The organism is Flavobacterium celericrescens (assembly GCF_011392075.1).
In the GTDB taxonomy this organism is placed as follows: domain Bacteria; phylum Bacteroidota; class Bacteroidia; order Flavobacteriales; family Flavobacteriaceae; genus Flavobacterium; species Flavobacterium celericrescens.
Genome location: NZ_JAAJBV010000008.1, coordinates 57,164 through 80,316 on the forward strand (window position 1 = coordinate 57,164; position 23,153 = coordinate 80,316).

The 23,153-nt window shown below is 31.0% G+C and carries 24 protein-coding genes; 8 read left to right on the forward strand and 16 right to left on the reverse strand.

The features are described from left to right. The first annotated feature begins 44 nt into the window (after positions 1-44). The 5 genes from G4L40_RS10845 to G4L40_RS10865 all read left to right on the forward strand — a co-directional run bounded on the left by G4L40_RS10845 (position 45) and on the right by G4L40_RS10865 (position 7,632). Positions 45-422 (forward strand): hypothetical protein, encoded by a 378-nt coding sequence (locus tag G4L40_RS10845; RefSeq protein WP_166237219.1) that lies wholly within the window; start codon positions 45-47, stop codon positions 420-422. Positions 423-516: 94 nt separating this feature from the next. Then, positions 517-4,851 carry a CusA/CzcA family heavy metal efflux RND transporter gene (locus tag G4L40_RS10850; RefSeq protein ID WP_166237220.1) on the forward strand — a complete coding sequence of 1,445 codons (4,335 nt, stop codon included), beginning with the start codon at positions 517-519 and terminating at the stop codon, positions 4,849-4,851. A gap of 4 nt (positions 4,852-4,855) precedes the next feature. Continuing rightward, complete coding sequence (locus tag G4L40_RS10855) at positions 4,856-5,974, forward strand: efflux RND transporter periplasmic adaptor subunit (protein WP_166237221.1); 1,119 nt, start codon at positions 4,856-4,858, stop codon at positions 5,972-5,974. 12 nt (positions 5,975-5,986) lie between these two features. Beyond that, positions 5,987-7,105 (forward strand): VIT1/CCC1 transporter family protein, encoded by a 1,119-nt coding sequence (locus G4L40_RS10860; protein ID WP_166237222.1) that lies wholly within the window; start codon positions 5,987-5,989, stop codon positions 7,103-7,105. A 29-nt stretch (positions 7,106-7,134) separates the two neighbouring features. Continuing rightward, complete coding sequence (locus tag G4L40_RS10865) at positions 7,135-7,632, forward strand: hypothetical protein (protein WP_166237223.1); 498 nt, start codon at positions 7,135-7,137, stop codon at positions 7,630-7,632. A 199-nt stretch (positions 7,633-7,831) separates the two neighbouring features. Here the strand turns inward: G4L40_RS10865 and G4L40_RS10870 are convergent, their stop codons facing one another. The 15 genes from G4L40_RS10870 to G4L40_RS10940 form a co-directional block, all read right to left on the reverse strand. After that, entirely contained in the window at positions 7,832-8,251 is a 420-nt protein-coding gene (locus G4L40_RS10870) for a GldL-related protein (RefSeq protein ID WP_166237224.1), read from the reverse strand. 13 nt (positions 8,252-8,264) lie between these two features. After that, a complete protein-coding gene (locus tag G4L40_RS10875) occupies positions 8,265-8,681 on the reverse strand; it encodes a hypothetical protein (protein WP_166237225.1) in 417 nt (138 codons plus the stop codon). 234 nt (positions 8,682-8,915) lie between these two features. Continuing rightward, positions 8,916-9,458, reverse strand: a complete 543-nt coding sequence (locus tag G4L40_RS10880; RefSeq protein WP_166237226.1) for a hypothetical protein — start codon at positions 9,456-9,458, stop codon at positions 8,916-8,918. Positions 9,459-9,646: 188 nt separating this feature from the next. After that, entirely contained in the window at positions 9,647-10,021 is a 375-nt protein-coding gene (locus G4L40_RS10885; protein ID WP_166237227.1) for a hypothetical protein, read from the reverse strand. Between the two features lie 160 nt (positions 10,022-10,181). Beyond that, entirely contained in the window at positions 10,182-11,063 is an 882-nt protein-coding gene (locus G4L40_RS10890) for a DUF5677 domain-containing protein (protein ID WP_166237228.1), read from the reverse strand. A gap of 186 nt (positions 11,064-11,249) precedes the next feature. Continuing rightward, entirely contained in the window at positions 11,250-11,714 is a 465-nt protein-coding gene (locus G4L40_RS10895) for a hypothetical protein (RefSeq protein WP_166237229.1), read from the reverse strand. Between the two features lie 238 nt (positions 11,715-11,952). Further along, on the reverse strand, positions 11,953-12,303 hold the full coding sequence (locus G4L40_RS10900; RefSeq protein WP_166237230.1) for a hypothetical protein: 351 nt from the start codon (positions 12,301-12,303) through the stop codon (positions 11,953-11,955). A 156-nt stretch (positions 12,304-12,459) separates the two neighbouring features. After that, on the reverse strand, positions 12,460-12,936 hold the full coding sequence (locus tag G4L40_RS10905; protein ID WP_166237231.1) for a hypothetical protein: 477 nt from the start codon (positions 12,934-12,936) through the stop codon (positions 12,460-12,462). A 167-nt stretch (positions 12,937-13,103) separates the two neighbouring features. After that, a complete protein-coding gene (locus G4L40_RS10910) occupies positions 13,104-13,508 on the reverse strand; it encodes a hypothetical protein (RefSeq protein WP_166237232.1) in 405 nt (134 codons plus the stop codon). Between the two features lie 143 nt (positions 13,509-13,651). Beyond that, positions 13,652-14,347 carry a DUF4919 domain-containing protein gene (locus tag G4L40_RS10915; protein ID WP_166237233.1) on the reverse strand — a complete coding sequence of 232 codons (696 nt, stop codon included), beginning with the start codon at positions 14,345-14,347 and terminating at the stop codon, positions 13,652-13,654. Between the two features lie 167 nt (positions 14,348-14,514). Beyond that, positions 14,515-15,165: a hypothetical protein gene (locus tag G4L40_RS10920; protein ID WP_166237234.1), complete on the reverse strand. Its 651-nt coding sequence runs from the start codon at positions 15,163-15,165 to the stop codon at positions 14,515-14,517. A 160-nt stretch (positions 15,166-15,325) separates the two neighbouring features. Next, entirely contained in the window at positions 15,326-16,138 is an 813-nt protein-coding gene (locus tag G4L40_RS10925) for a VanW family protein (protein WP_166237235.1), read from the reverse strand. Between the two features lie 189 nt (positions 16,139-16,327). Beyond that, positions 16,328-16,960, reverse strand: coding sequence for an HAD family hydrolase (locus G4L40_RS10930; RefSeq protein ID WP_166237236.1), 633 nt, complete (start codon positions 16,958-16,960; stop codon positions 16,328-16,330). 176 nt (positions 16,961-17,136) lie between these two features. Then, positions 17,137-17,817 carry a hypothetical protein gene (locus G4L40_RS10935; protein ID WP_166237237.1) on the reverse strand — a complete coding sequence of 227 codons (681 nt, stop codon included), beginning with the start codon at positions 17,815-17,817 and terminating at the stop codon, positions 17,137-17,139. Between the two features lie 50 nt (positions 17,818-17,867). Then, positions 17,868-18,251, reverse strand: coding sequence for an HU family DNA-binding protein (locus G4L40_RS10940; RefSeq protein ID WP_166237238.1), 384 nt, complete (start codon positions 18,249-18,251; stop codon positions 17,868-17,870). A 220-nt stretch (positions 18,252-18,471) separates the two neighbouring features. On the opposite strand from G4L40_RS10940, the gene G4L40_RS10945 reads away from it, so the two are divergent. Next, positions 18,472-18,861, forward strand: coding sequence for an acyl-CoA thioesterase (locus G4L40_RS10945; protein ID WP_166237239.1), 390 nt, complete (start codon positions 18,472-18,474; stop codon positions 18,859-18,861). Positions 18,862-18,945: 84 nt separating this feature from the next. After that, positions 18,946-19,611, forward strand: a complete 666-nt coding sequence (locus G4L40_RS10950; protein WP_166237240.1) for a DUF2461 domain-containing protein — start codon at positions 18,946-18,948, stop codon at positions 19,609-19,611. Here G4L40_RS10950 and G4L40_RS10955 read toward each other — a convergent pair. Beyond that, positions 19,608-21,299, reverse strand: coding sequence for a putative transporter (locus tag G4L40_RS10955; protein ID WP_166237241.1), 1,692 nt, complete (start codon positions 21,297-21,299; stop codon positions 19,608-19,610). The genes G4L40_RS10950 and G4L40_RS10955 overlap by 4 nt on opposite strands. 194 nt (positions 21,300-21,493) lie before the next feature. Here G4L40_RS10955 and pckA point away from each other — a divergent pair, with 194 nt between their 5' ends. Further along, positions 21,494-23,113: a phosphoenolpyruvate carboxykinase (ATP) gene (pckA, locus tag G4L40_RS10960; protein WP_166237242.1), complete on the forward strand. Its 1,620-nt coding sequence runs from the start codon at positions 21,494-21,496 to the stop codon at positions 23,111-23,113. The last annotated feature ends 40 nt before the right edge of the window (positions 23,114-23,153 follow it).

Consider the following 23,153-nt stretch of genomic DNA (forward strand, 5'->3'; position numbering starts at 1 on the left):
ATTTTTGTGTTGTAATTCTTTTAAAGAAGTTTATTCTTTTTACAATGAAAAAAATAATTGTCATTTTTCTAATATCTGTATTCATGTGTGCAAACACAGCGATAGGACAATTATTGAAAATTCCAAATTTGATAGAGCATTACAACGCACACAATAATGAATTGGCATCCGATTCAATTTCTTTTATTGATTATATTATTTCACATTATTCTGCTAGCGCTGAAAAAAACCACGATCATCAAGATTTACCTTTTAAAACAGTAGATAATTCTACAAATTTATTATTTACGTTTTCCATTATTACCACAAATCAAATTCAAGTTTTAAAGCCTTTAATTTCTATTAAAAAGAAATTTTTTTATAATAAATCTTTTAAATCCAAATTGATTACTTCAATTTGGTTACCGCCTAAGTTGTTCTAATTTTTTTTAAATAAATGGATTCATTTTATATGGATTCAATTGTGTTTATCTTAAAAAGATAAATGTTGTTTTATATATTAAAATTTACAAAAAAATGTTAGAAAAAATTATTGCTTTTAGTTTAAAAAATAAACTCATCGTATTATTGTTTACTTTAGGTGTTTTAGGCTTTGGATTGTTTTCGGTTTTCCAAATTTCAATCGGAGCAGTTCCTGATATTACGAATAATCAGGTACAAGTTATTACTACTTCTCGTAATCTTTCAACTCAAGATATTGAACAATTTATAACTTATCCAGTTGAAATTGAAATGGCTAATTTACCTAGTGTAAAAGAAATTCGTTCGATTTCAAAATTTGGATTATCGGTTGTAACTATTGTGTTTGAAGATGAAATTGGGACTTATTTACCAAGACAATTAATCGCTGAAAAAATCAAAGCCGCTTCAGAGAAAATTCCAGAAGGATTTGGAACTCCAGAAATGGGACCAATTACAACAGGTTTAGGTGAAATTTACCAATATACTTTGGAGGTTAAACCAGAATACAAAAACCAATATTCGGTTACTGATTTACGTACGATTCAAGATTGGGTAGTAAAAAGACAGCTTTCAGGAATTAAAGGTGTCGTAGAAATCAATACTTGGGGTGGTTTCCTGAAACAATATGAAATTGCTATCAATTCAGCTAGTTTGAAAGCAATGAACATTAGCGCTTCTGATGTTTTTACGGCATTAGAAAAAAATAATAGCATTGCAGGTGGCGCTTATATCGAGAAAGTAAATCAAAGTTATTTCATTCGTGGAGAAGGAAAAGTAAGTTCTATTCAAGATATTGAAAATATTGTGGTTAAAAATGAATCAGGCTTACCTGTTTATGTGAAAAATGTGGCAGAGGTTCGCTTTGGTCATGCAAATCGTTTTGGAGCAATTACTGGAAATGGAGAAGGTGAAAAAGTATTGGGACAAGTAATGATGCTTAAAGGGGGAAACTCTAAACAAGTAATTGATGATGTTAAACATAGAGTAGTAGAAATTCAAAAAACATTACCAAAGGGCGTGTATATTAATGGGTTCTTGGAACGAAGCGAATTAGTTGGTAAAACAACATTCACGGTTGCCGAAAACTTAATTTTAGGATGCTTAATTGTAATTTTCGTAGTGGTTTTATTACTTGGAAATTGGCGATCTGGATTAGTTGTAGCTTCAGTAATTCCGCTATGTTTATTGTTTGCTATATCGTTTATGAATATTTTTGATATTGACGCAAACTTAATGAGTTTAGGCGCCATTGACTTTGGAATTATAATTGACGGAGCTGTAATTATTGTTGAGTTTATAGCTTTTCAAATTGCACACAAATCAAGGCATCTTGTAGGGTTATCAAAAGAACAACAACAAATAGAAATAGATCAAATTACGTATAAAAGCGCTTCTAAAATGATGAATTCGGCCATCTTTGGTCAGTTGATTATTTTAATTGTATTTATTCCTATTCTATCATTATCAGGAGTGGAAGGAAAAATGTTTAAACCAATGGCAATGACATTTAGTTTCGCACTTTTAGGAGCTATGTTGTTTTGTTTTACTTATGTTCCAGTAGTTTCTTCAATGTTTTTAAAACCAAAAGCAGAAAATCCTAACTCACTCTCTAACCGATTGATTAACAAGTTAAATGCTTTGTATTTGCCTGTAATTCAATGGGCTTTAAATAATACAAAGAAAGTACTTTATGGAGCGTTAGGTTTGTTAGTAATAGCGGGGACAATTTTTTCAACTATGGGTGGTGAATTTATCCCAACATTAGATGAAGGCGATTTTGTTATTCAACCCGTATTAAAAACAGGAACATCATTAAGTAAAACCATTGAAACGACTACAAAAATTGAAAAAATTATTTTAGATAATTTTCCAGAAGTATCACAAGTAGTTAGTAGAATTGGAGCGGCAGAAGTACCTACAGACCCAATGAGTATGGAAGAAAGCGATATCATTGTGAAATTAAAACCCAAATCAGAGTGGGTGTCGGCAGCAAGCAAAGATGAATTAGCCGATAAAATTAAAACGGCTATCGAGCAGAAAATTCCAAACATGGAAATTGAATTTACACAACCTATCGAAATGCGATTCAATGAATTAATTTCGGGTTCACGCTCTGATGTTGCTGTAAAAATATTTGGTGAAGATTTAGATGTATTAGCAAGAAAAGCCTCTGAAATAGAAAAAGCAATTAAAAATGTGGAAGGCGCTTCAGATATCATCATAGAAAAAACTGAAGGATTGCCTCAAATGTTTGTACAATATGACCGCAGTAAAATTGCACGTTATGGTTTGAATATTTCAGATTTGAATGAAGTGATTGCATTAGGTTTCGCAGGAAAAACTGTTGGTAATGTATTTGAAGGTGAGAAACGTTTTGACATGGTTATTCGCTTAAATAAAAATAACCGACAAGATATTGAAGATTTGCGAAATTTATATGTAGCCACACCTTCAGGTGAACAAATACCTTTAAGAGAATTGGCAACTATTGAATATACAGTTGGCCCCGCAAAAATATCAAGAGACAATACCAATCGAAGAATTGTGGTAGGAATCAATGTAAGAAATCGAGATTTACAAAGTGTTGTTGATGATGTAAGAACTAATATTGAATCAAAAGTTAAATTACCAAGTGGTTATAGAGTTACTTATGGCGGTCAATTTGAAAATTTAGAAAGTGCTAAAGCTCGTTTGTTAATTGCAGTACCCATAGCATTATTTTTAATATTTATTATGTTACATTTTGCTTTTGGTTCAATTAAAGAAGCTATTATGGTTTATTCAGCCATTCCATTGTCTGCCGTGGGTGGAATTTTATTCCTTTGGATGAGAGATTTACCTTTTAGTATTTCGGCGGGCGTTGGGTTTATTGCTCTTTTTGGTATTGCCGTTTTAAATGGAATTGTTCTCATTGAACATTTTAAAGAACTAAAACATCAAGGCATGAAAGATATGAACGAACTTATTTTAAAAGGAACAACAGACAGACTTCGTCCTGTTTTATTAACCGCAGCCGCAGCCGCACTGGGATTTTTACCTATGGCAATTTCTTCATCAGCGGGAGCAGAGGTGCAACGACCATTAGCTACTGTAGTAATTGGTGGTTTGTTTACCGCAACTCTTTTAACTATGATTGTATTGCCTATTTTATTCAAAGTGCTTGATAGCAAAGAATTTAAAAAACCAAAATTCAAAAAACACGTGAGTGGTACTTATATTATTTTATTCTTCATCGGCACCAGCTTTGGTTTTGCTCAAGATAGAAATGTTGAATTGGATACTATATTAGCAAATGCGATGCAGAATAATAAATCCTTAAAAGCTGGACAATTGCAAGTAGATAAAATGAAAGCAAATATTAAAACAGCTTATGATTTTGAAAAAACGAACGTGTATTATAGTTATGACCAAAATAATTTGGCATTAAATAATCAGCCTTTGAAAGTGTTTGGTGTGCAACAATCGTTTTTGTTTCCTACGGTTTATGGTGTGCAACGAAAAGTTAATCAAGCTGCTTATGAGCAAGAACAAGCACGTTTTGAATTGCAAAAAAATAAACTTTCATTAGAGATTTCTAAAACATATCACCACATTGTTTATTTACAACAGCAAGAAACAACTTATAAGTATTTAGATAGTTTATATCAAAACTTCTCTAAAGCAAGCGATAGACGTTTTGAATTGGGAGAAACAAATTATTTAGAAAAAATTACTGCCCAAGCCAAATATAGACAAATCCAAACTAAATTAAATCAACTGGATAAAGAGAAAAAAGGGCAATATGAATTGTTACAAGCATTGGTGCAATCGGAAGATAAAGTAAGGGTTAAATCGGTGATTATGGAGCCAATAAATAATTTAACTATTACTACAAATAAAGAATTGTATTTAACATATTTTGAGAGTGTTACAAAATCTTATGAAAACAATATAAAACTTCAAAATCAAAATTGGTTGCCTAATTTAAATTTGGAATATTTTCAAGGTAAAAACAATGGCATTTCAGAATCATTATATGGATTTCAAGTTGGAGTAGCTGTACCCTTGTTTTTTTCAGGAAATGTGGCCAAATCTAAAGTTGCGAAGCTAGCCTTGCAATCTTGGGAACAGGAGAAACAAAATGAAGAGCAAAGAATTGAGGCGTATATTTTACAGTCTAAAAACACTTTAGATCAGCATCAACAAGCTATTACTTATTATACTGAACATGGCAAAAAGTTAGCTGCTGAAATAATAAAAGTAGCTGATATGAGCTATAAACACGGTGAGATTGACTTTTTTCAATACATACAAAGTTTAGAAAATGCAACAATTATTCAAATGGAATATTTAGATGCTTTGCTACAATACAACAAAACACAACTTGATTTACAATACCTTAATTATTAATATTATGTTTAAAAAAAATATAATTTTAGCCGCACTTATCATTTCATTTTTCTCTTGTAAAGAAACCAAAACAGAGGAAGTTGCTGTTGTTGATGAAACCACAATAACAGTAACAAAAGAGCAATTTGAAGCTTCAAAAATGACAATTGGAAATCCAGTTGAACAAAGTTTTGATGTAACTATAAAAGCATCAGGAAAAGTAGATGTACCGCCACAATATAGAGCTAAAGTAACTACTTTTTTAGGTGGTTATGTCAAAGCCACTAAGCTATTGGTAGGTGATAAAGTTGCAAAAGGACAAGCTTTAATTACTTTAGAAAATACAGAATATTTAGACTTGCAAAAAGACTATTTAGAACTGGCCGAACAATTAACCTATTTGAAATCGGAATTTGAACGTCAAAAAACGTTATACCAAGAAAAAATAGCTTCACAAAAAAACTATCTGAAAGCAGAAAGTGATTATAAAAGTACAAAAGGAATGTACCAAGGTTTGCGCGAAAAATTGCTATTACTTAATATCAATCCAGCAAATGTTGAGCGTGGTAAATTTACTTCTCAAATTACATTAACGGCACCTATTTCTGGAGATGTAACAGTAATGAATGCTAATGTAGGGATGTTTATGTCGCCATCAGATGTAATTTTAGAAATTGTAGATACCAATTATTTGCATTTGAATTTAAGCATTTTTGAAAAAGATATTTTGAGTGTAAAAGAAGGACAAAAAATAAATTTTTCAATTCCTGAAGCAAGTAAAGAATTGTTTGTGTCACAAGTGCAAAAAGTGGGTAAATCTATTGAGAGTAAAGACCGAACTATCGCTGTTTTTGGTGTATTAAGCCCGCAAAATAAGACCAAATTATTGTCAGGTATGTTTGTTGAAGCTGGAATTGTTATCAATTCTAAAAAAGGGTTTGGAGTTCCAACAGAAGCTATTGTTACTGAGGATAATAAAACTTTTGTCTTGGTTTTAAATAATGATACAAAAGACTATATTTTCAAAAAAGTTCCCGTATCTTTAGGAGAGAAATCTGAAAATTTTGTAGAAATATTGCCAACTGCAACAGTTAATCAAACAACCAAGATATTGACTAAAGGAGTGTTTGATGTGGCTAACTAAAAATAGAATCACATGGATTTGAATAAACTAAAAGCGCAATTGCAAACAGAAGTCGACACGGCTTTTTTATACGACAGCATTGCAGCTATTCAAACAGACATCAACTTAAAAAGAGTTTTAGAGAGTTTGGCAAACATTGAAAAAAATCATGCACATCACATGCTTTTAAAAGTGCAAGAATTAGAGCCAACTACACAAATGCCTTTGCCATCAGCAAGAGCTAAGTTGCAACTCAAATTAGGAAAAGTGTTTGGTTATAATACAATCATTAGTAATTTATCTAATATCGAAAAGCAGTTTGCCGTAAATACAATAAAAAATAAATTAGAAAACGGCGAAAAAATTTCAGGCTTTGAGCACAATCATTTAAAAATAATTGAAGCTGTTAATCAAAATCAAGCCTTGAATATTTCGGGTGGTTTCTTATCAAAATTTGAAAGCCGTCATAAATCAGTAGGAGGGAATGCTTTGCGAGCTGCAGTATTAGGAGCAAACGACGGATTAGTTTCTAATATGAGTTTGGTCATGGGTGTGGCTGGAGCCGCCGTTTCAAACAGTACAATTTTACTAACAGGTTCGGCTGGATTATTAGCAGGTGCTATTTCAATGGCATTAGGCGAATGGCTTTCCGTACAAAGTTCAAAAGAACTTTACGAAAATCAAATAGCATTAGAAACCGAAGAATTAGAAGCTTCTCCAGAAGAAGAAAAAAAAGAATTAGCATTGTTGTATCAAGCCAAAGGAATGTCTGTTGCAGAAGCGCAAAAACTAGCCGACAAAGCTTTTGAAACACCAGAATCAGCAATAGAAACTTTGATTACAGAAGAGTTAAATATCAACAAGGAAGAATTAGAAGGTTCGGCCTGGGAAGCGGCAATAACTTCTTTCGTATTATTTGCCTTAGGCGCTATTATTCCATTGTATCCATTTATATTTTTAGAAGGTGTAACGGCCATCTATTTGAGTATTGGTAGTAGTGTTGTTGGGCTTTTTACTATTGGTTCGGCTATCACTTTGTTCACCGGAAAATCGATTCTTTTTTCAGGATGTAGACAAGTAATTTTTGGACTAGCAGCCGCGGCAGTGACTTATGGAATTGGAGCATTAATAGGTGTTTCCATAGCAGGATAAATTAGTATTAACTTAAATATAATAAAATTATGAACGATGCGCATTTACACATGGTGGTAAACCACTTTCCAATCATTGGAACCATTTTTGGATTAGGAATTTTGCTTGCAGGCATCTTTATGAAGCAAACGGTTGTTAAAAACGTAGCATACATTCTGTTTGTAGTAGCTGCAATATTTGGAGCGGTTAGTATGGCAACGGGTGAAGGAGCAGAAGAAATTGCAGAAAAATTACCTTCAGTTACGGATCAAATCATTCATGAGCATGAAGAAATGGCCGAAAAATTAGCTTTGGTATTATATGCTTTAGGCGTAATTTCCTTACTAGGATTGTATCTCAATTTTAAGAACCATGCTAAAGCTGCTGTGGTATCGTATATTGCTTTGGTAGTGGCTATTATTGGCGTGTTTTTTGGAAAACAGACAGGTACAACCGGAGGAGAAGTTCGCCACACTGAAATAAGAGCCAATGCTACTGCAACAACAGCCGTTGACTCTGATGGAGCAGAAGAAGGTGACGATGATTAATAGAAACCAAGATTAAAATAAAAACCACTTTAAAACAATAAAGTGGTTTTTTATTTTAAGATTATTCTTCATTTCCAAATTCATCTTGATGATAGGCTCCAATTTCTTTTTGTATCTGCTTATCATTTGGATGTTCTATTTATTTTAAATAAAGCTCCTGAATTTCTTTATCTTTAAAAGTGAATTTTATTATTGTTTTTTAAGAAATTAATAAACTGATTAGAGAAAAAATACCTAGAATAGAAGCTCTTAGCAATAGTTTTTTATAGTAGTTTTTTAATTCTTCAGATGCTTTTTCATACATCTTATATGCTATTATTGTTAATATTCCTGCCGTTAAACTTCCAATGATTAACATAGCATTAGCACCAGGCCAATGCATTAGTTTAAATTCAATACCAATTATTGCAATTGATAGAAACCAACCAAAAATTATCGAAACACCAATATTTTGGTTTTTAAAGTTTTTGTCGCTAAAAAAATAAAAACCAAATGGGAAATAACATAGCGCTAATAATGTCAATGATAATACCATTAATGCACTAGAGCCAGGCCAGCTTAATAACTTAAAAATTAGCGAAATAATGAATAAAATAGATAAAACTTTTTCTGTTTTCATGTTTGTAATAAATTTATGTTTTGGTTAATAACCAAATTCCTTGAATTGTATTTTCAAAAGTACCAAATTCATCTGTTATTGTTTCAATAATATACCAATTTCCGTAGATTGAATTATTTTGTTCATCAACAATGCCTTCATGTTCAATTTCTAAAAAACCTTCTTCATAATTAATAGTAGTTGAATGTTCTACGATGACGGGCTTTTTTGGATATTTTTTTACAAAAGAAATAAAACCATCTTCAATAAAACCTTTAATAATTGCCTCTAATTTTACAGAAAAAACAGAACCATCTTCTTTAATTTCTCCTGTAAAAGAACCATTTGAATCTATTATAGAAGCTTTAATTTGTACACGTTGCCCAAAGTAGGGTAGGTTATAACCGCTACCATATTCATAAAATCCTTGCCAGTTGCCAGTTAGATTCATTATACTAATGATTTTATTTAATTGATTCTTAAGTGATATTTTAAAATTTTTAATCTTTTTATTATGTAATGTAAAACTTATTTAGAACAATAAATAGGAATTACCAGATTATATTATATTAGAAATAAAATAGCAATCACAACAAAGGTTTTTTCGAAAGAAAAACCAAGTCCAAGCCATTGCTACAAGTGAGTGTTAGTATCAGTTTTTATTCTATTAAGATCTACTCTAAAATTACTGCTTATCATTTGAAAGCGGTTTAGTTTTGATATCAGAAAGATTTGATACAATTGTCTCAATATCGGGATGCCTACACCAAGCAGTTAATTCAATATTTAATCTATTAATAAGAATATTTTTTTCATAAAATTCGAATACTCTTTGCTTACCGAAAAGATTGTCTTGTTTGTTTTTCAACGAGATTTGAAGGTTATTGGTTTCGATTTCTTTGTATTTATGTGAACCATTAATTGTATTAAGTAACCCTAATTTTAGTTTGGTTTCATTAAATTCTATTGATGTGATTAGTCCCATACGATACTTCTTAAATGATCTTTGTCCAAAGAAGTATATTACTGCTAAAGAAATTGCAATACTTGTATATTCTGTGTTGTTAAAAAGTAAATCAGTAAGCTCTGATCTTTTTCCTCTTGATACAAACATTAAGAATATCCAACCTCCAATCCAACCAATTATGAAAAGTGTAATATATTTTAGTGCTAAAGTAAAGTAACCTTCTGTTAACTCTGATTCAGGTTTGTTAATTTCGTATTTCATTTTTTTTCTGTCAAAATTCGTTGGATAAGTCCGTCTTAAAATTTCCGCTAGCTTTCTACGACTTGCTCTCAGCAGCATTGCACCAACACCAAGCCATTACAAATATAACAAAACATTCCACTCAGCAGCAGATTTTCCGAAGTAAAATCCGGAAGTAGCCATTGAAGCAAAACGCGGTTAGCAAACGTTTATTTTACTTTGACCATTTTCGATTCCATTTTCAAGTTTTCATCTTTCGCTTCATAAGTAATTGTATCATTACTAATACCAATTATTTTAATCTCAACTTTTTTTCCAATCATTTTCTGCAATTTTGGGTGATTTGTTTTCACGTACGCAACCTCAAACTCACAATCAGATTTCCAAGTAATTTTTCCAGAAACTTCAAGTCCATTGGCAATATTAGTTTCTGTTTGAATTGAGTCATTCCTGGTTACTTTCCAATCTGAGAAATTTGGATTAACATATATAAAATTGCCAGTTTTAAAATCCGAGCATTTCTTTTCATTTGCGCAACTTAGCAGTAGAATGAATAATAGAAAACTATATATTTTTTTTGTCATGTTTTTCACGTGAAGTTGTGTAAATGTTTGCTAACGTTCTACGACTTGCTCTGAGCATTATTACACCAACATCAAGCCATTACAAATATAATAAAACATTCCATTCAGCAGCGGATTTTCCGTAGGAAAATCTGGAAGTAGCCATTGAAGTAAAGCGCTGTTATAAGCCGTTTTTATTCTTTAGATACTCTTCTGACTTGTCATAAAGTATTTTTCCATATTCACTCAACACTTTACAGTTTTCTATTAAAATATTTTTCTCTAATCCGGCTTTGATTTCTTTTTCAATGAATACTTCTAAAATATCAAGATTTAGAAAAATAGCTAAATCCATCATTTGAGGTTTTGATTTTTGCCAATCTAAATTTAGTTTGAAGTTTTCACCTGATTTAGTAAGATTGTTAGAAAGAATATCTTGCCAATTACCGTGAATAGAGTGACTACTTATTCCATAATAAACATTATAAAACATTTCTCCAGCAACAATATTTGCTCTGCTTTTTATTGATTTCCAATTTGAACTTTTATTAACATCTTCTAATTCAAAATCCGAATCGTCAAAACTATTCATAATAGATTTCTGCATTCTTTTTTCAATATTGAGTAAGTCTTCATTTCTCAAACTAGCGTTTTCTTTAATTATTCCCCAAAGTTCTTTTTCTGTTATGAGTGAATATTTAATGTAGTTTCGCTTTACTCTTTCCTCACTTTCAATTAGAAGATATTTTAAATTGATTGCAGTTTCAGCTATACAGCGATTTATGATTAAACAAATTTCTGACTTGTTTTCACAAACATTTTGAAGAAAAGAAGTGTTGAGTTTAATCAATCGTATTAGATTTCCACCAATAACAGCATCATCTTTACTTATTTCGACAGGTATCCCTTCTTCATCACAATACTTTAAGTGAACCAAGTACCAAAGACATTCAATAGAATTTTTTAAAAACTCAACATATGCATCCATAAAACTATCGATACTCTGAAATTCTGATATTTCTTTTTCTGTGTATTTAGGAAGTATTTTAGAAATTAATTTCATAGTTTATCTTTAAAGAAAATGGTCTCGTTTCGGCGAAAATGGCTTATAACGTTCTGCGGCTTGCTCTCAGTGGCATTGCACCAACACCAAGCTTTTACAAATATAATAAAACTCAATTCAGAGTAATGCTTTCCCAACTAAATAGCAAGAAGCTTACATTGGAGCATATTGTTTTTAGCTTTAGTGTTATAGACTTTCAAGATTGTCCCATTCATATTCAATTTTACTAATTTTCATATAATAGGGTATGAGAAACAATATTTCTAATCTAATTGAAAATATAGAATCTTCTATTATAAATGGCATCAAAAACATTGAGATAATACAAATAAATATTCCTGCTAGAGAATCAATTTTACTCAAAATGATTGCATTATCCTTTTCAAACCATAAAGAGTAGGCAGTAAATGCCTTAAATACCATTATTGCAACAATACAAATCCCAATTACAGAGATTGGTCTTGTTGTTTGTAAACCATAAAAAGACAAATCTGCCTGATTTCCAAATGCTCCATAAAGTAGGCTTAGAATTGCCATTACCCCCATAAACATAAAAATCCAACAAAAAATTTTCATCCAAATAGGTAATAATTTCCTTCTAATAATTTTTTTTTCAAATTGATCAAATTGACTTTCGTTATTTATTTCCATAAACTTTAATTGTTGATTACTTGTGTTAAAAACATTTCTTGAAAAAGCAGTTAACAAAAGTTATTTTTATCAAATACTTTGTTAATCTTTTTACTGTTTTATTGGTTCTCCATTTTTTATTTTAAATTCTCCAATAACTTTGTCTTTCCAATATATTTTGAAATGACCAGAGTCCTTTCTGGTTTTAAAAACAGGGAAATGAAAAGTAAAATTTAACCCTTTTTTACTTTTAAAACTTTCAGGTACAATACCATTCTTTATCTCCATAATAAAAACGATAAAGTGATACTCCAGTAGGTCTGTAACGTACTTTATTTTCTACATCAACTATAGAGATATTATTAAAATCAATTGTTTTTTTACTTGAAAAGTCTTCAAATATTGCTGAGAAATAGACTAAAAATTTTGTTTCATCCGGATCATTAATATTTTTTGAGCATTCGAATTTAGCTCCTCCAAACATATTTGGTTCTACGCCATAACTTTTCAATTTAATCTCTACATCTTCAATCAATGGATGCTTATATTGTGAGAAGCAAGAATTAATTAATAACAGATTGATTGTTAAAAAATAAAACAGATTTTTCATAATATTATTTTGGATTATTTAATGTTAGCTAGTATTTTGTGGTATTGCACCAACACCAAGCCATTACAAATATAACAAAACATTCCATTGAGCAGTGGATTTTCAACGAAATATCAAGAGGTAAGCATTGAGGTAAACTGTTGTTATGGGATGTTTTTAAAATAATTCTGTTAATATTTCTTTTACTTTTTTTGATTCATAATTAAATCCACTTATCATAAATAAATATCCAAATATAATAGGGACTGAACTCCAGAAGATTGATTCATAATTAATTTTTGGACTTTCTATTTGGTCATTTAAAACAATAAATAAAATAACACCAGTAATTAAAAACCATAAAATCATGAAAACATTTGTAAACATTGTCATACGGAGAGTTAATTTGATGACTATTGTATTTTTATCACCTTGCTCAATTTGTCCTAAAACAATTGGATAGAATGAATTTCTATAATTTAAAATTCGATTTATTTCAAAACTGTCATATTTTACAATTCCTTCCAATTTTTTATCAGTAGTTTTTGTTCTAAAATAAATGCGATTTTCAGTTTCATTAGACAATTTTTCAATAATAGTTTCTTTAGGTAAAAAACTGATGATATTAATTTTGTCAAAAGGAATTAGTCTCATTCGCAAAGTTTCTACAAGGTTATTTTAACGTTCTACGACTTGCTCTCAGTGGCGTTGAACCAACACCAAGCCATTACAAATATAACAAAACATTCCATTCAGCAGTGGATTTTCCGTAGGAAAATCCGGAAGTAGCCATTGAAGTAAAGTGCCATTAACAGTAGGCTTTATATTAAAATAAAAGGTTTATCCCTGATGATTATCTTTTTTCTGAGATATACATATTTTGGTTTAATACCATCAATTTCTAATAATGATTTGGATAAAACTCTTTCTTTTGAATCTTTTATTTGAATAAAATAATTCCCTTTGTGAAGTTCTAAATTTAGTGATTTAGTTTTGTAATGTTCATTGCTGTAATCCAAATTTTTTATTGCTTCAGAGTCAATTATTAAGGAATCATTAATTAAAATTTTATAATAAGAGCTTGATATATATTGAAATTCTAAAAACACATTTGGATTGCTTCTTGAATAATTTCGTTGAACAAAATAAAACAATAATATAATAGCAATAGATAAAACTGCTACTATAATTGTCATGTGATATGTCAGTTTACTATTTTTTTTCATACGAAATGTTTTGAAAGCTTATTCTCATTAGCATTGTACCAACACCAAGCCATTACAAATATAACAAAACATTCCATTCAGTTGTGGATTTTCTTACGGAAAATCTGGAAGTAGTCATTGAAGTAAAGCGCTGTTATAAACAGTTATTTTTTAATCATTGTTTTTCTAACATGGTCAATGTTGAAATAAAAATTCACCTGTTTGTCTTCAACGGTTGCTTCTAAGATATCAATAAAATATCCGTTTTCGTCATATCCTGAACCCATACTGCCAAGTTTGAATTTACAAAAATATTTAAGAAAATATTGCCCGTCTTTCGGACCTAAAGAAAAGAAAGGTTCTTTTATATTTACTCCAGTTTTTGAAGAACTTGAAAACATAGCATTGTAGATTTTACTAGTTCTTTCCATCAACTTATTGTCCATTTCGTGATTTCCAATTTTGCCATAAGCATATGCTAATTCTCTCAATACCTTAATCATAAATGGATTTTTTAAAAGCGCTTTATTTCCATAATCAATTGCTTCTTGGAATTTACCTTCTTCATTTAAATCATATATTTCTTTATCAGTGATAAGAATATCCATATAAGGATTAAAATTTTCATTATCAGAAAAACCAATTAATAATGTTAAGACCTCGAAATTAGTTTGGGTTTCATCATTAGTGAATTTTTTTAATTGTTTTGAATATGAATATTCACTTTTCTCATTTTTTGTTTCTTTAAGTATCAATTCATAATGTTTTTTATAATTGAACTGTTTGATTGTATCCAAAGGTGATTGTGAATACAAAAATGAACTAACTACTAAAAGTAAAACAGTGATTTTTAATTTCATTTTGTCATTTTTTATAATTGTTTATAACGTTCTGCGCCTTGCCCTCAGCAACATTGCACCAACACCAAGCCATTACAAATATAACAAAACATTCCATTCAGCAGCGGATTTTCCTACGGGAAATCCGGAAGTAGCCATTGAAGCAAACCGCTGTTGTAGCATGTTTTTTAAAATAATTTGAAATAGAAATTTAAACGAATTGAAGGTTTCCATTCTGAAGATTTCTTGTTTTCAATATTTTCAATTAAATTTTCATTAACATAAAGCAAATAATTCTCATTTTTAAATCTTCTCGAAATACCAATATTAAAATCAATTCCAATTTTATCATTATTTGGATTAAATGAAAAATGATAACCTAAGGCAGTACCAATATCGTCAAATTTATAGTTTCCTGAAATTCTTGTATTGTCGGAATATTCTAAATCAGCATCGTTTTTCAATTTTCGAGAAGTATGCTTATAATACAATGAAAGGTAAAATCTATCAAATTCCGATTTACTTTTGAAAGGTTGAAAATAAAACCTATAATCACCCAAATAAGTTAATGATTGTTCTGTACCATAAATGCCTGTGTTTTGATCATCTGGCGTGTCATATTCTTTCCATTCTTGAAAATATATATAATCTATTCCGAAAGAGTGATTTTTAATAAATTCATATTCAATACCTAAAGTTCCGTTAAGAATCCAATTATCTTCTATTATAGGGGCGCCTAAAACTTTTCCCCTCAAGAATAAATTTTTCTTCTGTTGACAAAAGGCAAAAGATGATAATGTTAAGGCGAAAATTAAAAGAAATAATTTAATGTTTGTCATTTTTTTAAAATATGCTACAACGTTCTATGACTTGCTCTAAGCAACATTGCACCAACGCCAAGCCATTACAAATATAACAAAACATCCATTCAGTAGAGGATTTTTCACAGGAAAATCTGGTAGTGGCCATTGAAGTAAAGCGCTGTTAGCTACCGTTTTTCTATTCAACATAGTTTTTAGGTTCATAAGTTACTCTTGCAAAATTCTTTTTAAGCAATTCTGTTTTTATTATATTTCCTGTTTTCTTATCTATACAATTTCTCCAAATTTCATTTTGGCGAAAAAATTGATTTTCTATTTTAATAAATTTATGATTTTCCTCAAAAATATGGTACGATAATTCTAAATCTTTATTTACCCTAAGTTCTCCTTCAAGATATTTATCAGTTGTCCATAATTTAATTTGAAACGTATCTTTTGTATTGTTAGTGAATTGAAAATCAATATAATTGTAAAAGATTGCAGCTCCACTTCCAAAAGGTAATACTCTTCCTTCATCAGGAAATGGGTCAAAAGAGTGATTTGATTTTTGTATTATTGTTAATGGGCTATGCATTACCAACCAATGTATCATATTCGAAATTTGACAAATACCTCCACCAATTCCTGCTCTCGCTTCTCCAAATGATAGTTCCATTCCAAGTAAATATCCTTTTCTTTTTGTTGGAAGTCCAACAAGTTTACAAAATGAAAAAGTTTCGCCTGGTTTAATTAAAATTCCATCTAATTGATTTACTGCGATTTTAAGATTTGTTACTTTGTTGAGTTGCAGTTGCTCATTACTTTCTCCAAGTTTTCTTAATAAAACGGACTGATGTTTTTTAACTCTAAACGATAATTTTTCAGATGTACGTTTGTCAGCATATTTTTTATTGTCAAAATACCAGTCGCAATAACGTCTTATTCGTCTTGTCCAAACGGCTAAAAAATATAAAATGGGATGTTGTTGACTTAATAATTTTCTTTGTTTCATGGTGTCGTTCTGAAATGGTAGCTAACGTTAGAAGGCTTCACGTCTGTTGCTGCTGCAAGCACGAACCAAACAAACCTACGAAATTTCTTTTGAAAACTAAAATTGTTGACGCCAGATTACTCTCCACGAAGACGAAAATAGCAAGCGCAAGCCCTGCAATAGCGTTAAACCATTGTTAGTGGCTGGCATTCATTCATAATCCTCAATGAATTTTATCAACTGTTGATAATCTGTAATCCTTATTAAATCAGTTCGGTGACTGTTAAATAGTAACTTGTCATACATAATTGCTTTTATTCCTAATTCTTTAGCTGCTTGTATTTCTGAATTTTGGTCATCACCAACTACTATCAAATCATTGGGTTGATATTGATGACTTTCCATTATATCAGCAAAAACTTCCTTTTTCGTTTTATTGTTTTTCTGTGGGTCTATGATGTAAATTTCATTGAAATCATCTTTTATTCCCAAATTTTTGATTTTACCTTCTTGCATTTTTGTAAATCCAACTGTCACCAAAAATTTATCACAGTCTATTTTTTTTGTAGAAATATAATCTTCAAATGTGGTCATTCTCATATCAACAGTCAATTCTTTAAGTATTTCTAATCCTTTTTTAATCAATGTTTCTGAAAGTTGATATTCAGCAGCAACCTTCTGAAATGGTTTTCTCATAATATCCTTTTTTATACTTTCAAGCTTATCAACTAAGTCAGGCTCGTTCTGTAAAAGATTAAATAAAGGTTCAAACAATTTATCACCAATTGAATAAACTGAATAAATCGTGTTGTCTAAATCAAAGATTATTGCTTTAAATTTCATTTGTTAATTTTTATATATTTGCCATGCTTGCCACTAACGTTCTGCGGCTTGCTCTCAGTGGCGTTGCACCAACACCAATCCATTACAAATATAAAAAAACATTCCATTCAGCAGCGGATTTTCCGTAGGAAAATCCGGAAGTAGCCATTGAAGTAAAGCGCTGTTGCCAGTAGTATTTATTTCAGCGTTAATATTCTATTCAGTTCCTTTTTTATTCCGTTTTCTTGATATTGGACAATTTTAATTTTAGAATTCTTAATTTCAATTTTGTCAATGATATCATAGATTTGACCAATTCCACGATTCCAGTCTTTTGGCAAATTTACTTTGTCTTTTTTTTGGCTGTCAGTTTCTATAATTATTAAGTTTAAAGAATTATAATTGTTTTGCTCAACTGAAATATATAAATTCCGATTGTCTGTTTTATAATCTGCATGTTTTATTTCAGGATAATATTCGATTGGCATTACGATTGGTTTTTCCGATTCCGTATTAAAAATCAACACATACCTACAATTAGTTCCGCAACCGTTTATTAAAGCAAAACTTTTTTCTGTTATCCACTCAATTTGATTTGTGAACGGAATTCCGAGCATTTGATATTCCTCTGTTCTTAAATCAATTTTATGTTTTTTGTTTTCGTTTCCATATTCAGCTGTCAGATTTTGCCAATCATTTTCGGGTTTTGAATAGATTTTTAAGAATTTACCATTTGAAATTGTATCAATCCAAAAAATTGTTTCACTTTTCTCCGTCAGTTGAGTTTTAGTTTCCGTTTTTGCTAAATTCAGATTTTTCTCTTTTTGATTACAACCAAAAAAAGTCAGAATTATCAATATTAACGGTATTTTTTTCATATTACTGGCAACTAGTAAATACCATCAAATATATACAACTTTTTTAAGAATTAATAAATTCTCTTAAACTTTAGTTGTTTCAGGTTTTTTTTGAGTGTTTTTGAAGGTTTGTAGTTTATTTTTGCTCCTGTTATGTTGCTTTTGCCAATGGTTTCAGCGTTTGTGGCGCCTTTACCGGTTAAGGCAACAGAAAAGGTGCCTAAACTCTCTATTTTAACAAGCTTCCCATTTGACAACGCTTCACCAATCACTTCACTCATGGCAATCATAACGCCATAACAATCCGCTTTGCTTATCGTACTTCGGCTTGCTATTGTTTTTGCCAAATCATCTAAATCAATTTCTCCTTGACTCACGGCACAAGGATAATATTTTACTTCAGGTGGGGTTGCAATATTGTTTTGTTTAGCAACCATTTTAAATGCTACAGCCATATTTTTTTGCTTTATACTGACAAATATACAAAATCCCCTAGGGAAATTATATAAATCCCCTAGGGAAAATGGTCAATTCCCCTAGGGGATTTATTCAAAAGCTGTACAGCAATTGATTTTTGTATACGGACTAAAAGAAAAATTAGCCTTTTTTTTAATTAAAAACGTACAGGTATTTAAATTTCTCAAATAATTCTTACCTTTAAAATAAAAATTCAAGATGCGATTTCATACCAGAAAATGGGTAAAACCCGAAGATTTGAATGCCAACGGAACGTTATTCGGTGGTAAATTATTGGCTTGGATAGATGAAGAAGCCGCTTTGTATTCGATTGTGCAATTGGAAAACCCTAAAGTAGTAACCAAATACATGAGTGAAATTAACTTTATGAGCGCCGCAAAACAAGGCGATATAGTGGAAATTGGTTTAGATGTAGTCCATTTTGGGAAATCATCATTAGTACTTAAATCTGAAGTTCGGAACATGATGACCCGTGAAAAAATTATTACTATTGATAATATTACCATGGTAAATTTAGGCGAAGACGGAAAACCAAAACCACATGGCAAAACCCAAATCGAATTTATTGAAGACCGTTTAAAAAAATAATATCTTTTGCTACAGATTAAAGGATTAAATGGATTTTTAAAGTATATAATCCGTGCTAATCTGTGGCTAAATAAATAAAAGAATATGCTACAAAAATCAACCTTAGAATTTCTAAAAAAACTAAAAGAAAACAACAACCGCGATTGGTTTGCCACGAATAAAAAAGCTTTTGAAACCGAACAAAAGTTAGCCAAATTATTTTTTACATCAGTAGGTGAGCAGTTGGGAAAAATAGATAGTATTGAGCGCATTCAAATTTTTAGAATATACCGCGATGTGCGTTTTTCTAAAGACAAAGCGCCTTATAAAAATCATTTTAGTGTTGGATTTACCCGAACCAAACCCATGCTTCGTGGGGGATATTATTTGCATATTGAACCCGGAGGAAGTTTTGTAGGTGGTGGTTTTTGGGAACCCAATGCCGCTGATTTGCATCGCATTCGTAAAGAATTTGAAATGGATGATGCAGAAATTAGAACGATTGTTGCTAATGCTACTTTCAAGAAATTCTTTGGCGAACTAAAAGGGGAGGAGTTAAAAACAGCTCCAAAAGGTTTCGATAAAACACATCCAGCGATTGATTTGATTCGTAAAAAGCAATATTTATTAACGCGTAGTTTTTCTGATAAAGAAGTATTAGCACCTAATTTTCAAGAGGAAGTTATAGCTACTTTTCAGGCAATGCGTCCGTTTTTTGACTACATGAGTGAGGTATTGAGTACCGATCTAAACGGAGAATCGATTTATTAAACCAATAGTAAAATCAATAATTGAGCAACAAATATCCTAAATATGGTTACTAATGGGTAAACCGTAGCATAGGCTTGTGTAGGAATATCAGAATCTAAATATTTGGTACTAAATGCTAAAGCAGCAGGGTCGGTATAAGTACCACTCATCAAACCAACCAACTGATAAAAGTTCAGTTTTAGTACCAATCGTCCAATTAGTACCATAGCAATAAGCGGAATAAAAGTAATGTAACAGCCATAATAAATCCATAACCACCCGTTGTAGTGTATGAAATTATCATAAAAACCTTCACCGGCATGTACACCCACAGCAGCAAAGAATAAACAAATTCCCAAATCTTTCATGAAATAAACAGCACCATTATTGATATAGGAGTGAATAACGCCCACACCACCATATCTACTGATAAATAATGCGGTTAACAGTGGTCCGGCAGCAAAGCCTAGTTTAATAGGTACAGGTAAAGAAGGAATAAAGAAAGGAATTGAACCAATAATCATCCCGATGATTAAACCACCAAATAGAGATAAAAAATCGGGTTCTAATAGTTTTTTTTCAGAGTTTCCTATAATTTTTTCTGCTTCAACAATGGCTTCTTTATTTCCTACAATTCTGATTTTATCACCATAAAATAATTCTAATGTAGGTTGGGCTAATAATTCCATTCCCGAACGAAATACACGGGTTACTTTCAGATCAAATTTGTTGTATAAATCTAGTTCAGCCAAAGTTTTATGAGTAGCCGCCGATTTGGTCACAAACAGATTTTTAGTCACTATATCTTGTTCTGATTCTATAAATAAATCACTAGAAACTTTTCCAACTGCCTCAATAAATTGTGATACAGCTGCTGGACTTCCTACAACCATTAGGACATCTTTATTGTGGATTTTAGTATCTAAAGAAGGCGCATAAACCACTTGAGAACCGCTATTTTTTAAACGAGAAATAATGATGTCTTGAATGTTGACTTCTTTTAAAACTTGATAAATGCTTTTTCCAAAAAAGGCTTCGTTAGTAACTCTACATTTTTGATGGATTATTAGCGTAGTAGCTGGAGTAGTTGTAGCATCACAAGTAAAACTTTCTTTGCCTAAATTAATTTTGAGTAAGGTTTTAGCCAAAATGATAGTAATAATTATTCCAAAAACACCTAACGGATAGGTAATCGCATAGGCAATAGTAGGATCGCTAAATGATTTAGAAGGAAATTGTTTCTGAATCTCGGTAAGCGTTTCTTTAGCCGCGCCCAGTCCAGGAGTATTAGTAACCGATCCTGACATTAATCCAACGGCATTTTCAATAGAAATAGTAGAAAATTTGAATAGGAGGAAAGTGATGAATCCTCCAAACAAAACGGTAGCAACCGCTAAAATATTAAAACGAATTCCTTCCTTTTTAAAAGAGGAAAAGAAAGATGGTCCAACTTGAATTCCAATTCCATATACAAAAAGGATTAAACCAAAGTTGCGCACAAATTCTAAAATAGCAGCATTGATTCGATAACCATAATGGCCTAAACCTAATCCCACAAACATAACTGCCGAAACGCCCAGTGTAATTCCTTTAACTTTTATTCTGCCTACAAAAAATCCGATACTTATTGCTAATAACAATACCACTAACGATTGTGTAACATCTGGTGTTTCGCTGGGGAAAATTAGTCTATACATCCAATCTAACATGACCTTTTTCTTTAAGAAATTTTACAGTATAAAGGTAATCATAAAAAATGATAAAATCTTTGTTAAGCCTTATAAATAAAGAAAACGTTTGCGTAACTTTTTATTTTTTATGATAAATATCAGTTTATTTGGTTTTGCTATTTCGGAACTTTGATAAGCATTAAAAGAGTAATAAATCAGTAAACGAAAATCAGATGAAAAATATTAAAATTATTCAGGAGTTGCATGATTTAGGAATCACAGGATATCATGAGGTTTCTTATAATCCAAGTTATGAAGAATTGTATCAAGCAGAAGTTTCTCACCAACGCAAAGGATATGAGAAAGGTGCGCTAACTGATACAGGTGCCGTGGCAGTAAAAACAGGAATTTTTACGGGGCGTTCTCCAAAAGACAGATATATTGTTAAAGATGATGTTACTAAAGATACCATTTATTGGGATGATAAAGTAAATTTTGCCACTACACAAGAAGTATATCAAGATTTGAAACAATTGGTTTTAAAACAATTATCTGTATCTAAAAAATTATATGTTGTAGATGCGTTTTGTGGTACAAATCCAGATACACGTTTAAAAGTACGTTTTGTAATGGAAGTCGCTTGGCAAGCTCATTTTGTAACCAATATGTTTATCCGTCCATCAATTTATGAATTAGAAAACTTTGGAACACCAGATTTTATCGTAATGAATGGTTCAAAAACAACTAATCCTAATTGGGCTGAACAAGGTTTAAATTCTGAAAATTTTGTGGTTTTTAATTTAACAGAGCGCATTCAGTTGATTGGAGGTACTTGGTATGGTGGTGAAATGAAAAAAGGGATGTTTGCTATGATGAATTATTACCTACCATTAAAAGGAATGGCTTCAATGCACTGCTCAGCTAATGTAGGAGAGAAAGGTGATGTGGCTGTCTTTTTTGGACTTTCTGGAACTGGAAAAACAACACTTTCTGCTGATCCAAAACGTTTTTTAATTGGCGATGATGAGCATGGCTGGGATGATAATGGAGTATTTAATTATGAAGGTGGTTGCTATGCAAAAGTTATTGATTTATCAGAAGAAAATGAACCCGATATTTGGCGAGCTATTAAACGAGATGCGCTTTTAGAAAATGTAGTGGTTAATGAATACGGAGAGGTTGATTATTATGATCATACCATTACGGAAAATTCTAGAGTTTCTTATCCAATTTATCATATTAATAAAATTGTATTACCTTCTAAAGCAGGACATGCTAAGAAAATTATCTACTTATCTGCTGATGCCTTTGGCGTATTGCCTCCGGTTTCTATTTTAGATGATGAACAAGCACAATACCACTTTTTATGTGGATATACTTCTAAATTAGCCGGAACAGAAAGAGGAATTACTGAACCACAACCCTCATTTTCACCAGCATTTGGAGAAGCATTCTTAACATTGCACCCAACTATGTATTCTAAAACATTAATTGGAAAAATGAAAGAACACGGAGCCAAAGCATATTTAGTCAATACGGGATGGAATGGAACAGGAAAACGCATTTCATTAAAAGATACCCGTGCCATTATAGATGCAATTATCAATAGTGATATTGATGCAATGCCAACCCAACATATTCCTTATTTGAATCTAACAATTCCAACCACATTACCTAATGTGACTGAAGGCATATTAGATCCAAGAAATACTTATAAAACTGAGGAAGAATGGGCTGTAAAAGCAAAAGATTTAACTGCAAGATATATCAAATATTTTGAACAATATACCACTACAGAAGAAGGAAAACGCTTAGTGTCAGCAGGCCCTACACTAGAACAGGTTTTAGTTTAAATTTGTATAAGTTTGTTATGAAAAACCATCTATTCAACAA